The organism is Microbacterium hydrothermale, assembly GCF_004854025.1.
Lineage (GTDB): Bacteria > Actinomycetota > Actinomycetes > Actinomycetales > Microbacteriaceae > Microbacterium > Microbacterium hydrothermale.
Genome location: NZ_STGM01000007.1, coordinates 92,129 through 107,571 on the forward strand (window position 1 = coordinate 92,129; position 15,443 = coordinate 107,571).

At 72.1% G+C, this 15,443-nt stretch carries 9 protein-coding genes; 3 read left to right on the forward strand and 6 right to left on the reverse strand.

What is annotated here, in order from left to right:
* Positions 1 to 61: 61 nt before the first annotated feature.
* Positions 62 to 1,087, forward strand: coding sequence for a LysM peptidoglycan-binding domain-containing protein (locus tag FB047_RS13610; protein WP_136587750.1), 1,026 nt, complete (start codon positions 62 to 64; stop codon positions 1,085 to 1,087).
* 60 nt (positions 1,088 to 1,147) lie between these two features.
* The gene (pknB, locus tag FB047_RS13615) at positions 1,148 to 3,100 is read left to right on the forward strand and encodes a Stk1 family PASTA domain-containing Ser/Thr kinase (protein ID WP_136587751.1); all 1,953 of its coding nucleotides are present in this window, start codon (positions 1,148 to 1,150) and stop codon (positions 3,098 to 3,100) included.
* Positions 3,101 to 3,279: 179 nt separating this feature from the next.
* On the opposite strand, the gene FB047_RS13620 is transcribed toward pknB, so the two are convergent.
* The 3 genes from FB047_RS13620 to FB047_RS13630 are packed head-to-tail and all read right to left on the reverse strand — an operon-like array spanning position 3,280 to position 6,278.
* The gene (locus tag FB047_RS13620) at positions 3,280 to 4,617 is read right to left on the reverse strand and encodes a class II 3-deoxy-7-phosphoheptulonate synthase (RefSeq protein WP_136587752.1); all 1,338 of its coding nucleotides are present in this window, start codon (positions 4,615 to 4,617) and stop codon (positions 3,280 to 3,282) included.
* 9 nt (positions 4,618 to 4,626) lie between these two features.
* Entirely contained in the window at positions 4,627 to 5,340 is a 714-nt protein-coding gene (locus FB047_RS13625; protein WP_136587753.1) for a lysophospholipid acyltransferase family protein, read from the reverse strand.
* 2 nt (positions 5,341 to 5,342) lie between these two features.
* Entirely contained in the window at positions 5,343 to 6,278 is a 936-nt protein-coding gene (locus FB047_RS13630; RefSeq protein WP_136587827.1) for an ROK family glucokinase, read from the reverse strand.
* A gap of 152 nt (positions 6,279 to 6,430) precedes the next feature.
* On the opposite strand from FB047_RS13630, the gene FB047_RS13635 reads away from it, so the two are divergent.
* Positions 6,431 to 8,257 (forward strand): AMP-dependent synthetase/ligase, encoded by a 1,827-nt coding sequence (locus tag FB047_RS13635; RefSeq protein ID WP_136587754.1) that lies wholly within the window; start codon positions 6,431 to 6,433, stop codon positions 8,255 to 8,257.
* Positions 8,258 to 8,806: 549 nt separating this feature from the next.
* Here the strand turns inward: FB047_RS13635 and def are convergent.
* The 3 genes from def to FB047_RS13650 are packed head-to-tail and all read right to left on the reverse strand — an operon-like array spanning position 8,807 to position 15,418.
* Positions 8,807 to 9,298, reverse strand: a complete 492-nt coding sequence (def, locus tag FB047_RS13640) for a peptide deformylase (RefSeq protein WP_136587755.1) — start codon at positions 9,296 to 9,298, stop codon at positions 8,807 to 8,809.
* Positions 9,295 to 11,964 carry a nucleotide-binding protein gene (locus FB047_RS17420; RefSeq protein ID WP_338095144.1) on the reverse strand — a complete coding sequence of 890 codons (2,670 nt, stop codon included), beginning with the start codon at positions 11,962 to 11,964 and terminating at the stop codon, positions 9,295 to 9,297. Before FB047_RS17420 ends, def begins: the two co-directional genes overlap by 4 nt.
* A 46-nt stretch (positions 11,965 to 12,010) precedes the next feature.
* The gene (locus tag FB047_RS13650) at positions 12,011 to 15,418 is read right to left on the reverse strand and encodes a pyruvate carboxylase (protein WP_136587756.1); all 3,408 of its coding nucleotides are present in this window, start codon (positions 15,416 to 15,418) and stop codon (positions 12,011 to 12,013) included.
* Between the last annotated feature and the right edge of the window lie 25 nt (positions 15,419 to 15,443).

Sequence of the window (15,443 nt, forward strand, 5' to 3'; positions counted from 1 at the left end):
TTGACATCCGTCACCCCGCGTGTCACGGTGTCGGGCAGTCGGAAGAACGGAATCCCCCACCATGAGACGACTCACGCTGTCCCCCCTGCCCGCGCGCCGCTCGAGCGCCTGGCCCGCCGCGGCGGTCTGGCCGGCCGCCGTCGCCGGCACCATCGCCCTGTCGCTGACGGGCGAGAGCGCCGCGCACGCCGCTCCCCCCGCCCCCGCCCTGACGGTGACCCCGCCCGTGCCGCGCACGGTCGGCGCTCCGATCGCGGTCACGAAGGCCGTCGCGACCGCGGTGACCGCCTCGACCTACACCGTGCAGCCGGGAGACACGGTGTGGGCCATCGCCCGCGCGCGCGGGCTCGATCCCGCCGCCGTCGCCGCGGCGAACGGCCTCGGCGCCGACGCGATGATCCGCCCCGGGCAGGTGCTCGCCCTCACCGCCGCGGCCGCCGCCCCGACCGCCCCGGCGCCGGCACCCGCCCCGGCCCCCGCGACGACGACGCACGAGGTGCGACCCGGAGACACCGTCTCGGCGATCGCGCGGGCGAACGGGGTGTCGCTCGACGCGGTGCTCTCGGCCAACGGCCTCACGCGCGCGTCGATCATCTACCCCGGCGACATCCTGCGGATCCCCTCCGGCACCGACTCGGGCGCGCCCGCGCCCGCTGCCCTCCCGGCGCCCACCGCCCCCGGTCTCGATGCCGAGCAGAGCGAGAACGCGCGCCTGATCATCCGCGTCGGACGAGAGCTCGGCGTCTCCGATCGCGGCATCCTGATCGCCCTCGGCACCGCGATGCAGGAATCGTGGCTGCGCAACCTCGACTGGGGCGATCGCGACTCGCTCGGGCTCTTCCAGCAGCGCCCGAGCGCCGGATGGGGCACGCCCGAGCAGATCCGCGACCCCGAACGCTCCACCCGGGTGTTCTACGGCGGAGCGGGCGACCCCAACGGAGCCGCGACCCGCGGCCTGCTCGACATCCCCGGCTGGGAGACGCTGGCCTACGCCGACGCGGCGCAGGCGGTGCAGATCTCCGCCTATCCCGACCGCTACGCGCAGTGGGAGCAGCCGGCGACCACGTGGCTCGCGGTTCTCGGCTGAAGCCCGGTTGGCGGTGAGCCGTTGCCCGGGCTCACAGGGGGCCGTCCGTAGACTCGACACGTGAGCACGAGTCAGCAGGCAGACCCGCTGATCGGCCGTCTCGTCGACGGCCGGTACCGGGTGCGCGCGCGCATCGCGCGCGGCGGCATGGCGACCGTGTACGTCGCGACCGACCTGCGCCTCGAGCGTCGTGTCGCGCTCAAGGTCATGCACGGCCACCTCAGCGACGACACCGTGTTCCAGAGCCGGTTCATCCAGGAGGCCCGCTCGGCCGCCCGTCTGAGCGACCCGCACGTGGTCAACGTGTTCGACCAGGGCCAGGACGGCGAGATGGCCTACCTGGTGATGGAGTACCTCCCCGGGATCACGCTGCGCGAGCTGCTCCGCGAACACCGGCGGCTCACCGTCGACCAGACGCTGACGATCATGGATGCCATCCTCTCGGGCCTCGCCGCGGCCCACCGGGCGGGCATCGTCCACCGCGACGTCAAGCCCGAGAACGTCCTGCTCGCGGAAGACGGCCGCATCAAGATCGGCGACTTCGGCCTCGCCCGCGCGACGACCGCCAACACCGCCAGCGGCGCCCAGCTCATGGGCACCATCGCCTACCTCGCACCCGAGCTGGTCACGCGCGGCACCGCCGATGCCCGCAGCGACATCTACTCGCTCGGCATCATGCTCTACGAGATGCTCGCGGGAGAGCAGCCCTACAAGGGCGAGCAGCCGATGCAGATCGCCTACCAGCACGCCACCGACTCCGTCCCGCGCCCGAGCGCGAAGAACCCGTCGGTCCCCGAGCAGCTCGACGAGCTGGTGCTGTGGGCCACCGAGCGCGAGCCCGATGACCGGCCGGTCGACGCGGCCGCGATGCTCGAGCGCCTCCGCGCCGTCGAGAAGGACCTCGGTCTCGCCCCCCAGGTCGCCCGCGCGGTGTCGGTGGGCACGGCGGGCTCCGCCTCCCCCGCGGAGTCGCGCGAGCTCACGAAGGTCCTCCCGCAGACCGCGGCGGTGCCGTCGGCGACGGTCGACGAACCCGACAACGCCGCGCGCCTGCGCGCCCGCACCCGCCGCCGGACGGCGCGCGGCGCATGGATCCTCGTCATCGTGCTGCTGCTGGCCGGCGGCGCCGGATTCACCGGATGGTATTTCGGATCGGGACCGGGCTCGCTCGTGGCCGTCCCCGACGTCTCGAACCGCAGCTTCGACGAGGCGCAGGCGCTCCTCGTGCAGGAGCAGCTGCAGGCCCAGCGCCAGGACGTCACCGACCGCGACATCCCCGCGGGGACGACGGTGGGTTCCGACCCCGCACCCGGCGAACGCCTCGACAAGAACACGGTGGTGACCGTGCTGGTCTCGGTCGGACCGGCCACCCACGACATCCCGGCCCTCGGCGGGCGCTCCGCCGACGATGTCCGCAACGTCCTGCAGGCCGCGTACGTCGGCGTCGGCGACGACCCCGAGCGGCAGTTCACCGACGCCGCCGACGGCACGGTCCTGGCCGCCTCGATCATCCCGCGCGCGGGCGGCGACGCCTTCGCCTGCACCGACGGGTGCACCGTCTACGAGGGCGATGCGGCGACGCTCGTCGTCTCCCTCGGCCCGATCCCCGACGTCACGGGAGAGTCGCAGTCGGCCGCCGAGCGCGCCCTCGACGGCGCGGGCCTGAAGACCTCCGTGTCCGAGGAGTACAGCAACAGCGTGGCATCCGGTGTCGTGATCGGCATCGGCGACCGCGACGGAGGCGGCAACTGGCGCCCCGGCGACACGGTCCCCCTGCGCGTGTCGATCGGCCCCAAGCCCGTCGAGATCCCCGGCAACATCATCGGCATGTCGATCCGCGACGCGGTCGCGGCCCTCGACGCCCTGGGCTTCGAGGTCAACGCCGGCATCGACGACGGCACGCTGCCCCTCGGCTTCAAGTACTGGGACATCTACAAGGTCCGCGCGACCAACCCCAAGGCCGGGACGACCGCCCCGCAGGGCTCGACGATCACGCTGACGCCGACGCTGTAGACCGGCCGGCGACGTTTGCGACGGGGGCGCGGCCGGCGGCCCACGGAGCCGGCAGCGCCTTGCGGCACCTGTGCCCCCGCTTACGCCGGGGCCGCGGCATCCGCCCCCGTATCCGGCATCCGGAGACGACGATGCCCCCGACCGCACGGGTCGGGGGCATCTCGCAGGCGGGACGCGGGTCAGCGCTTCTCGAGCTCCTCGGCCACGAGGAACGCCAGCTCCAGGCTCTGCCGGTGGTTCAGGCGCGGGTCGCACAGGCTCTCGTAGCGCGTCGCGAGGGTCGCCTCGTCGATCTGCTCCGAGCCGCCCAGGCACTCGGTGACGTCGTCGCCGGTGAGCTCGACGTGGATGCCGCCGGGGTGCGTGCCCACCGAACGGTGAGCCTCGAAGAACCCGCGCACCTCGTCGACCACGTCGTCGAAACGGCGCGTCTTGTACCCCGTGGGCGTGGTGATGCCGTTGCCGTGCATCGGATCGGTGACCCACAGCGGGGTGGCGCCGGAGTCGCGCACGGCCTCGAGCAGCGGCGGCAGGGCGTCGCGGATCTTGCCCGCGCCCATGCGCGTGATGAACGTCAAACGGCCGGGCTCGCGCTCGGGGTCGAGCTTGTCGATGAGCGCGAGAGCCGTCTCGGGCGTCGTCGTGGGACCGAGCTTGACGCCGATGGGGTTGCGGATCTTCGAGAAGTAGTCGACGTGCGCGCCGTCGAGCTCGCGCGTGCGCTCACCGATCCACTGGAAGTGCGACGAGGTGTTGTAGGGCAGACCCGTGCGCGAGTCGATGCGGGTCATGGGGCGCTCGTAGTCCATGAGCAGACCCTCGTGACCGGTGTAGAACTCCACGCGCGTGAGCTCGTCGAAGTCGGCGCCCGCGGCCTCCATGAACTTGATCGCGCGGTCGATCTCGGTCGCCATGCTCTCGTAGGCCTGGTTCGCGGGGGTCGAGGCGAAGCCCTTGTTCCAGCTGTGCACCTCGCGCAGGTCGGCGAAGCCGCCCTGCGTGAACGCGCGGATGAGGTTCAGCGTCGAGGCGGCCGTGTGGTAGCCCTTCAGCAGACGCGCCGGGTCGGCCTTGCGCGACTCCTCGGTGAAGTCGTACCCGTTGACGATGTCGCCGCGGTAGGCGGGAAGCGTCACGTCGCCGCGGGTCTCGGTGTCGCTCGAGCGCGGCTTGGCGAACTGCCCCGCCATGCGGCCCATCTTCACCACCGGCATCGACGCGCCGTAGGTGAGGACGACGGCCATCTGGAGCACGGTCTTGATGCGGTTGCGGATCTGCTCGGCGGTCGCACCGGCGAACGTCTCGGCGCAGTCACCGCCCTGGAGCAGGAACGCCTGGCCGGCGGCGGCACGAGCGAGACGATCGCGCAGGATGTCGACCTCGCCGGCGAAGACCAGCGGCGGGAGGGTCGCCAGCTCTGCGGATGCCGCGGCCACCGCGCCCTCGTCATACCACTGCGGCTGCTGCTTGATGGGCAGGGAACGCCAGTGGTCGAGGTCGTGGAGCTGCTGATTCACCCCTGAAGTCTAGTGGCGCGACGACGGCGCCTTCGCCGCCTGCGCGGTGGCCAGACGGTCCTTCACGGTGGAGGCGTAGACGTCCTCGTAGCGCTGCTCGCCGAGGCGCTGCAGAGCGACCATGATCTCGTCGGTGACCGAGCGCAGGACGTATCGATCGCCCTCCATGCCCTCGAACCGCGAGAAGTCCAGCGGCTCGCCGATGACGATGCCCACCCGACCCACGCGCGGGAGGCGCTGGCCGATCGGCATCACGGCGCCGGTGTCGACCATGACGACGGGGACGACCGGAACACGGGCCTCGAGCGCCATGCGGGCGATGCCGGTGCGCCCGCGGTACAGGGTGCCGTCGGGGCTGCGGGTGCCCTCGGGGTAGATCCCGAGCAGTTCGCCGCGACCGAGCACGCCCAGCCCCGTGTTCAGCGACGCCTCCGAGGCCTTGCCCCCGGAGCGGTCGATCGGCAGCTGGCCGGTCGCCTGGAAGAACATCCGGGTGGCCCAGCCCTTGAGACCCTTGCCGGTGAAGTAGTCGCTCTTGGCGAGGAACGCCATGCGGCGATCGATCATGAGTGGGAGGAAGATCGAGTCCGAGAACGAGAGGTGGTTGCTGGCGAGGATCGCCGCCCCCTCCGCGGGGATGTTGCGCCGGCCCACCATCCACGGGCGGAACACGGCCTTGATGACCGGTCCGATGACCACGTATTTCATGAGCCAGTAGAACATCGTCAGCGCTCCTTCCCGGCGAGGTCGGCGACCCCGATGAGACCGGCGTCGTTGCCCAGGCGCGCGATCGCGAAGTCCGCGACCGGACGTTCACCGTACCCCGGCAGCGAGGTCTCGTACGCGAGCTTCACCGGCTCGAGCAGATCGGCGCCCAGTTGCGCCACTCCCCCGCCGATCACGAAGACCTCGGGGTCGAGCACGGCCTGGAACCCGCCGCACGCCTCGCCGAGAGCAGTCGCGACGCGGCGCAGGGCCTCGATCGCGCCGGGGTCGCCGGCGAGCACGAGCCGCGACACCGCGGGCCCGGGGATGGCGCCCTTCTCGGCGCGCACCGCCGCCAGCGCCGCGCCGATGCCGCCCTCGTCGGCGATCGTGTTCGCCTCGCGCTGCAGCGCGCGTCCCGAGGCGTACTGCTCGAGGCATCCGTTCTGACCGCACCCGCAGGGGTGGCCGCCGCGCACGAAGCGCATGTGCCCGAGCTCGGCGCCGATGCCGTGACCCCCGCGGAACAGCTCGCCGTCGGTGACGACGGCGCCGCCGACGCCGGTGCCCATCGTCAGCATGACCATGTCGCGCACGCCCCGGCCGGCACCGAAGCGGTACTCGCCCCACCCGGCGGCGTTCGCGTCGTTCTCGATCGTGACAGGGGCGTCGAGGCGCTGCTCGAGGCGCGCGCGAAGCGGCTCGTCGCGCCAGTCGATGTTGGGCGCGTAGATCACCGTGCTGCGGTCGCGGCTGATGAAGCCGGCCGCGGCGACGCCGATGGCGTGCACCTCGTGCGCGCGGCGCAGGTGGTCGGCCATGTCGACCACCGCATCCACCAGGGCCGCGGGATCGATGGGGGTGTCGACCCGGAGCTTCTCGATGATGGTGCCGTCGTCGTCGACGACGCCGCCCGCGATCTTCGTTCCCCCGATGTCGATGCCGACGTTGCGCACCGTGCTCCCTTCCGGGCCGACCGAGAGGGTGGCCCGGAGAAGTCTAGCCATGCCGCGCGGCGCGCGAACGACGGGCGGCTCCGAGGCCGCGGGAGCCGTGCCGATAGACTGATGGACCGCTCGACGTTCTTTCCGGTGCCAAAGGAGTTACCGTGATCCAGTTCGACCTCCCCCCTGTCGTCCCCGCCGACCCCGACGCCAACGCGTCCGACCTCCTCGCCGACCGCGTGCGCGCGACGCCCGACCGGCCGCTGTTCGCCGTCCCCGAGGCCGGCGGGTGGCGCGACGTGTCGGCCGCCGAGTTCGAGCGTCAGGTGATCGCCCTCGCGAAGGGCTTCGTCGCCGCCGGCATCCAACCGGGCGAGAAGGTGGGCTTCATCGCCCGCACCACCTACGACTGGACCCTGGTCGACTTCGCGCTCTTCTACGCGGGCGCCGTGATGGTGCCGGTGTACGAGACCAGCTCGCCCTCGCAGATCTCGTGGATCCTGTCGGACTCGGGCGCCATCGCCGTCGTCCTCGAATCCGCCGAGCACGGCGCGCGCCTCGACGAGGTGCGCAGCGACCTCCCCCTCGTCCGCGACGTGTGGGCGATGCACTCCGGCGCCCTCGATGCGCTCGTCGCGAACGGGACGCACATCACCGACGAAGAGATCGAGCGCCGCCGCCACCTGGCGAAGGCCGGCGATGTCGCGACCCTCATCTACACCTCCGGGTCGACGGGCCGCCCCAAGGGCTGCGTCCTCGTGCACAGCAACTTCGTCGAGCTCGCGCGCAACTCCGCCAAAGCCCTGCACGAGGTGGTCGAGACGCCCGGAGCCTCGACGCTGCTGTTCATCACCACCGCGCACGTGTTCGCCCGGTTCATCTCGCTGCTGAACGTGCACGCCGGCGTCAAGACCGGTCATCAGCCCGACACCAAGCAGCTGCTGCCCGCCCTCGGCACCTTCCGCCCCACCTTCCTGCTCGCGGTGCCTCGCGTGTTCGAGAAGGTCTACAACTCGGCCGAGCAGAAGGCCGAGGCGGGCGGCAAGGGCAAGATCTTCCGCGCCGCCGCCGACGCCGCGATCGAGCACTCGCAGCGCCTGCAGGAGGGCAAGAAGATCCCCCTCGGCCTGAAGCTGAAGTTCGCCCTGTTCGACAAGCTCGTCTACTCGAAGCTGCGCGAGGCGATGGGCGGTCGGGTCGTCTACGCCGTGTCGGGTTCGGCCCCGCTCGGCCCGCGCCTGGGTCACTTCTTCCGCAGCCTCGGCGTCGTCATCCTCGAGGGCTACGGGCTGACCGAGACGACGGCGCCGGCCACGGTCAACCTCGCCACGAAGTCGAAGATCGGCACGGTCGGGCCGGTGCTCCCCGGCGTCGGCGTGCGACTGGCCGACGACGGCGAGATCCAGGTGCGCGGCATCAACGTCTTCCGCGAGTACTGGCAGAACCCCGAGGCCACGGCCGAGGCCTTCGACGGCGAGTGGTTCAAGACGGGCGACATCGGCGCCTTCGACAGCGACGGCTTCCTCGCGATCACCGGTCGCAAGAAGGAGATCATCGTCACCGCGGGCGGCAAGAACGTCGCCCCGGCCGCCCTCGAGGACCCCATCCGCGCCAACCCGATCGTCGGACAGGTGGTCGTCGTCGGCGACCACAAGCCGTTCATCGCGGCCCTGGTCACCCTCGACCCGGAGATGCTGCCGACGTGGCTGGCCAACAACGGCCTGCCCGCCGACATGACGCTCGAGCAGGCGAGCACGAACGAGAAGGTGCGCGCCGAGGTGCAGGGGGCGATCGACCGCGCCAACACGCGCGTCTCGCGCGCGGAGTCGATCCGCAAGTTCACGATTCTGGCGACCGAGTGGACCGAGGCGAGCGGCCACCTCACGCCCAAGATGAGCATCAAGCGCAACGTCATCGTGAAGGACTTCGCCGACGCGATCGAGGACATCTACGCGGTCCCGGTGAACACCACCAACGTGTCGCTCCCCTGAGCCGCCGCACGGAACGGCCCGGTTCCCCGCCTTCGGGGGCCGGGCCGTTTCGTCTGCGCGCGCCTTCGCGCCCGCGCGCCGGCCGGCGGCGTCGCGGGGTCGCGGCGCGCCCACGTCGACGCCCGCGCATAACCTCTGCGATTCGCACATCCTCAGCCTGACGCCCTGCCCCGCAACGGAGGTTGTGCAGATCACGGAGCTTGCGCGCACGCCGACGCCCCGCCGGGTACCCCGCGCATAACCTCCGCGATTCGCACACCCTCAGCCCGAACCCCTGCCCCACAACGGAGGTTATGCAGATCACAGAGCTTGCGCACACGCCGACGCCCCGCTCGGCGCGCGAGAACCCGCGCATAACCTCCGCGATTCGCACACCCTCAGCCCGAACCCCCGCCGCACGACGGAGGTCATTCAGATCACAGAGCTTGCGCACACGCCGACGCCCCGCCCGGCGCGCGAGAACCCGCGCACGCGAGCCGTCCGCTCACCCGCGCGGTCGCAGGCCTTCCGCGCGACGCGCGACGGAGGCGCCGGCTCGCGCGACGCGGGTCAGAACCAGTCGCTCTCGCGCACCTGGCGCATCGCCTCGCGACGGGTCTCGGCGGGCAGCCGCGACAGGTACAGCATCCCGTCGAGGTGGTCCGTCTCATGCTGCAGCGCCTGGGCGAGGAGTCCCTCGCCCTCGAGCACGACCTCGCGGCCATCGAGGTCGATGCCCACGACCTTGGCCCACGGGTACCGGATCGCGTCGTGCCACAGACCGGGGACGGACAGGCAGCCCTCCCCCACCGCCTCGGGCTCGCCGCGGGTCTCGACCAACACAGGGTTGAGCACGTACCCGATGTCGCCGTCGATGTTGTAGCTGAAGGCCCGCAGCCCGACGCCGATCTGCGGGGCGGCGACGCCCGCCCGCCCGGGCAGCTCGACGGTGTCGAGCAGGTCGCGGACGAGAGCACGGATGCCGTCGTCGATCGTCTCGATGGGGGCGCTCTTCGCGCGCAGGACGGGGTCGCCGAACAGGCGGATCGGACGCACGCTCATGCGGCGGCCACCGGCGTGCGCAGGCCCTCGACGACCGCGGCTGCGAGCTCGCGCGCCGCCTGCCGGGTGCTGGGCTGCAGGTCGCGGAACGTGATGGCGCTGCCCGCCGCGATGCGCGCGTCGTACGGCATGCGGATGACGGTGCGCACGCGCGAACGGAAGTGCGCCTCCAACTCGCTCTCGCGCACGAGCGGCGTGCCCGGTCGGGAGTTGTTGAGCACCACGACGGCGTCGCGGACGCGTGCCGCGTACCCGTTCGTCTCCAACCACGTGAGGGTCTCGGACGCGAGGCGCGCCTCGTCGACGGACAGTCCCGCCACGATGACCAGGGTGTCGGCGAGCTCGAGGGTGGCACCCATGACCGAGTGGACGATCCCGGTCCCGGTGTCGGTGAGCACGATCGAGTAGTAGTGCGCGGCGACGTCGGCGACCTGGCGGTAGTCGTCGTCGCTGAAGGCCTCGGACACCCGCGGATCGGCATCGGATGCCAGCACGTCGAGGCGGGTGGCATCCCGGGCGACGATCGAGGACACGTCGTTGTAGCCGGCCATCTCGTCGTGCGCGCGCACGAGGTCGCGCACCGTGCGCCCGTTGGGCCGTCCGACGCGGTCGGCGAGCGTGCCGCGGTCGGGGTTCGCATCGACGGCGATGATGCGATCGTCGCGCGCGTCGGCGAGGGCCATGCCCAGCAGCGACGTGACGGTGGTCTTGCCGACGCCGCCCTTGCGCGAGAGCACGGGGACGAAGCGCGCGCCGCCGCTCAGAGGGGCGGCGATGCGGCGATCGAGGTCTTTGCGCTCGCGGGCGCGGCGGCCGTCGCCGAGGTTGATGCGGTGACGCGACACCGAGTAGACGAGCTGCTGGAACAGCCCCTCCGGCTCGGGGCGGGCGATCTGACGCGGATCGAGCAGGCGATCCGCGGTGAGCAGGTCGGAGCTCTCCCGGGTGTCGTCGATCTGCCCGATGCGCTTCGAGGTGAGAGTGACCTCGGGCGCGGGCGTGCGCACGCGCTCCATGGCGTGGGCGCGGTCGACGCGCGCGGCCTCCTCGGTCGCACGAGCGGCGTCCTCGGCCTGGTGCGCGCGGCGGCGGGTCAGGGGGACGGTGCCGATCACGCCGGTCGCGGCGCGCTCGGCCCGTGTGGTGGGCACGCTTCCGGTCGCCGTCGCGGCGGGCTGCGCCGGGGGCGACACGACGGGAGCGTCCCCCTCGGTGTCCGTCGCGGGGCGGGCGTCGTCGGCGGAGGATGCCGCGGGCTCGGCCACCCGCGCGGTGAGCACCATCTCGTCGACGGGCGTGGGCGCGTCGGCCGCGTCCGCTCCGGCCGGCTCGGGGGCGGGCGCGGGGGCGGTGGCACGATGCGCGGCGTGCGCGTCGTCGGCGTCGATGGCCGCCACGACGACCTCGTCGTCAGCGGGTGCGTCGTCAGCGGGTGCGTCGTCAGCGGGTGCGTCGTCAGCGGGGGCGTCGTCAGCGGGTGCGTCGTCAGCGGGGGCGTCGCCGGCGGGCGCGTCGTCAGCGGGCTCGTCGTCCGCGTGCTGGTCATCGGCGTGCTGGTCCGAGGTCGCGGGCGGAACGGCTCCAGCCGTCTCCGCGGGCACCCACGGGGCGTGCGTGAGCGGCTCGGCGGAGGCAGAAGACCCCTCGTCGTCGAGCGGAGCGGCGGCGTCCGCCTCGAACAGCTCGACGTCGTCCACGATCTCGGCGTCGTGCAGATCCTCGGCGACATGGTCGTCGGCCCTGCCGTCGTCGGAAACGTCGCTGTCTGCGACGTCATCCCCCGCCTCCGGAGCGTCGACCGCGGAGGCGGTGACCTCGGGGGCGTCGTCGGCGGCGGCGTGATCATCCGCCGCCCCGTCCCACTCGGAAGCGTCGTGCTCGGCCGAACCGTCCCCCTCGGAATAACCGCCCGCGGACACGTGGCCCGTCGCCGCGCCCTCCTCAGCGGGAGCACCCTCCGAGGAAGCCTCCTCCACCGAGGCACCTTCCGTCGGAGCGTCTTCGACGGGCGCGTGAGGCTCGTCATCGGCGTGCGTGTCGCCGACGGACTGCGGCTCGTCGTCCGCTGCGGGCGCCGGAGCGTCGTGCACGTCCGCGTCTTCACTGCGTGCGGAGTCGACCCCGTCGCTCTCGGCGTCGTCGTGCTCCGGCACGGGCGTCTCGGCGTCCGCATCCGTCTCGAGGTCCGCGTCGGTATGGGCGTCCGCGACACCGGCCTCCGCGACACCCGCGCCGGCGCCGTCGGTCTCGGCGTCGCCGGTATCGGGGTCGCCGGTCTCGGTGTCGTCGAGAACGTCGGCGTCGTGCACCTCGTGGTCGTCGCGGACGTCGGCGGACGGCGCCTCGGGGTGGGGTTCGAGGATGATCTCGTCGGTGTCGAGCACGTCGACCTCGCCGGCCTCGATCTCGGCCGCCTTGACCTCGGCCGGGTCCCGGTGCGGGTACGGAGCGTCGAGGGCGGCGATGTCGGCGTCGTCGAAGGGGATCTCGTCCTCGATCACGTCGTCGTCGAGGTCGTCGTCGTCGGCCACCGGCAGGTCGACACTGACCTGCGCGATGTGTCCGCCGAGGATGGTGATGCTGGCCGTGTCGAGGTTCCCGCTCTCGTCGAGCACGCCGTGCTCGGCGTTCTCGTCGGGGTTCGCGTCGGTGCGGTCGGGGGTCACTGCAGTCTCCAAACGGGAAGAGGGCGCGAAAGCGCCCCCTCCCAGGCTACTGCGCGGGGCGGATCACGAGCAAAAGATCTCCGGCCTCGACCTGCTGCGTGGCCCCGATCGCGACCCGCTCGATCACTCCCTCGACCGGCGTGGTGATGGCGGCCTCCATCTTCATCGCTTCGATCGAGGCCACCGCCTGTCCCGCCTTCACCCGGTCGCCCGGAGCGGCCTTCATGGTCACCACGCCCGAGAAGGGGGCGGCGACCTGACCCGGCTTGGAGGTATCGGCCTTCTCGGCCTGGCGCGCCTCGACGTCGATCGAGCGGTCGCGGACGAACACCGGACGCAGCTGACCGTTCAGCGTCGTCATCACCGTGCGCATGCCCTTGTCGTCGGCGTCGCCCACCGCCTCGAGACCGACGAATAACTGCACGCCGCGCTCGATCTCGACGGTGTGCTCTCCTCCCGGGCGCAGACCGTAGAGGTAGTCGGCCGTGTCGAGCACGCTGAGGTCGCCGAACCGCTCGCGCGTCTCGAGGAACGTGCGCGTCGGAGCGGGGAACAGCAGGTGGTTCAGGCGGGCGCGACGCTCGGCGGACTCGCCCGCCAGCGCCGCGGCGTCCTCCGCGGTCAGCGGGGTGACTCCGGCCTTGGCATCGCGCCCCGCGAGTACCTTCGACCGGAACGGCTCGGGCCAGCCGCCCGGCAGATCGCCCAGCTCCCCGGCCATGAACGACACGACCGAGTCGGGCACGTCGTACTTCTCGGGGTTGCGCTCGAAGTCCGCCGGATCGGCCTTGACCGCGGCGAGGTGCAGGGCCAGATCGCCCACGACCTTCGACGAGGGGGTCACCTTCGGCACGCGTCCGAGGATGCGATCCGCGGCGGCGTACATGTCCTCGATGAGCTCGAAGTCGTCGGCCAGCCCCAGGGCGATCGCCTGCTGGCGCAGGTTGGACAGCTGCCCGCCCGGGATCTCGTGACGGTAGACGCGACCGGTGGGTCCGGCGAGACCCGACTCGAACGGCCGGTACAGGTGTCGCACCGCCTCCCAGTACGGCTCGAGGTCGCTCACGGCCGCGAGGTCGAGTCCCGTGTCGCGCTCGGTGTGGGCGAGGGCGGCGACCAGCGCCGACAGCGACGGCTGGCTCGTCGTGCCCGCCATGGGTGCGGCGGCCGCGTCGACGGCATCCGCCCCCGCCGCCGAGGCGGCGAGCAGCGTGGCGAGCTGCCCGCCCGCGGTGTCGTGGGTGTGCACGTGGACCGGGAGGTCGAAGCGCTCGCGCAGCGCCGTGACGAGCTTCGCCGCGGCGGCCGGACGCAGCAGGCCCGCCATGTCCTTGATGGCGAGGATGTGCGCGCCGGCGTCGACGATCTGCTCCGCGAGGCGCAGGTAGTAGTCGAGCGTGTACAGCCGCTCGGACGGATCGAGCAGGTCTCCGGTGTAGCAGACGGCCACCTCGGCGATCGAGGTCCCGGTCGCGAGCACCGCGTCGATCGCGGGCCGCATCTGCGAGACGTCGTTGAGCGCGTCGAAGATCCGGAAGATGTCGACCCCGGATGCCGCCGCCTCGGCGACGAAGGCATCGGTGACCTCCGTCGGGTAGGGGGTGTAGCCCACCGTGTTGCGGCCGCGCAGCAGCATCTGGATCGCGATGTTCGGCAGGGCCTGGCGGAGGGCGTCGAGGCGCTCCCAGGGGTCTTCGCCGAGGAAGCGCAGCGCGACGTCGTACGTCGCGCCTCCCCAGGCCTCGACCGAGAGCAGACCGGGCGTCAGCCGCGCGACGGAGGGGGCGACGCGAACGAGATCGCGCGTGCGCACGCGGGTGGCGAGGAGCGACTGATGCGCGTCGCGGAACGTCGTCTCGGTGACGGCGAGGGCGGTCTGCGCGCGCAGGGCCGCGGCGAAGCCGGCCGGGCCGAGCTGCTGCAGGCGCTGGCGCGAACCATCGGGGGCCGCCTCGGCCAGGTCGAGCTTCGGCAGCTTCGCGCCCGGGTCGATCGAGAGCGGGTTCTCGCCGTGGGGGCGGTTGACCGTGGTGTCGACGAGCCACGAGAGGATCTTCGTGCCGCGGTCCTTCGACTCGCGGCCCTTCAGCAGCTCGGGGCGCTCGTCGATGAACGACGTGCTGAGGTCGCCGGCGAGGAACGCGGGGTCGTCGAGCACCGCCTGCAGGAAGGGGATGTTCGTCGAGACGCCGCGGATGCGGAACTCCGCGAGGGCGCGGCGGGCGCGCGCCACGGCGGCCGGGAAATCACGGCCCCGGCACGACAGCTTCGACAGCATCGAGTCGAAGTGCGGGCTCACCTGCGAACCCGCGGCGGTCGTGCCGCCGTCGAGGCGGATGCCCGCGCCGCCCGGCGAGCGGTACGTGGTGATCTTGCCGGTGTCGGGGCGGAAGCCCTGCGTGGGGTCCTCCGTCGTGATGCGGCACTGCAGGGCCGCGCCGCGCAGGTGGATGTCGCCCTGCTGCAGGTGCAGGTCGGCGAGGGTCTGTCCCGCGGCGATGCGCATCTGCGACTGCACGAGGTCGACGTCGGTGACCTCCTCGGTCACGGTGTGCTCGACCTGGATGCGGGGGTTCATCTCGATGAAGACGACCTCGCCCGCGCGCGGGCCCGCCGTCTCGAGGAGGAACTCCACGGTGCCGGCGTTCTGGTAGCCGATGGAGCGGGCGAAGGCGACCGCGTAGCGGTGCAGGTCCTGTCGCACCGCGTCGTCGAGGTTCGGCGCGGGCGCGATCTCGATGACCTTCTGGTGCCGACGCTGCACCGAGCAGTCGCGCTCGAAGAGGTGGACGGTCTCGCCCGTGGCATCCGCGAGGATCTGCACCTCGACGTGACGCGGACGCTGCACGGCCTGCTCGAGGAACATGCGCGGGTCGCCGAAGGCGCTCTGCGCTTCGCGCATCGCCTCGGCCAGGGCGGGGGCGAGCTCGCCCTTCGACTCGACGCGGCGCATTCCCCGCCCGCCACCGCCGGCGACGGCCTTGGCGAACACGGGGAACCCGATCTCGTCGGCCTGCGCGAGCAGTTCGTCGATGTCGTCGGATGCCGGCGTGGAGCGCAGGACCGGCACACCGGCCGAGATCGCGTGCTCCTTCGCGGTGACCTTGTTGCCCGCCATCGACAGCACCTCGGCGGGCGGACCGATGAAGGTGATGCCGTGGGCCGCGGCCTTCTCGGCGAGCTCCGGGTTCTCGGAGAGGAAGCCGTAGCCGGGGTAGATGGCATCCGCTCCGCACTCGCGGGCGACGCGGATGATCTCGTCGACGTCGAGGTAGGCGCGTACGGGGTGGCCGCGTTCGCCGATCTGATAGGCCTCGTCGGCCTTCAGCCGATGCAGGGACGCGCGATCCTCGTACGGATAGACCGCGACGGTGCGCGCTCCGACCTCGTAGGCGGCGCGGAACGCACGGATGGCGATCTCGCCACGATTGGCGACCAGGATTTTCGAGAACATGCGCACCTCACGTCAAGCTGGCGGG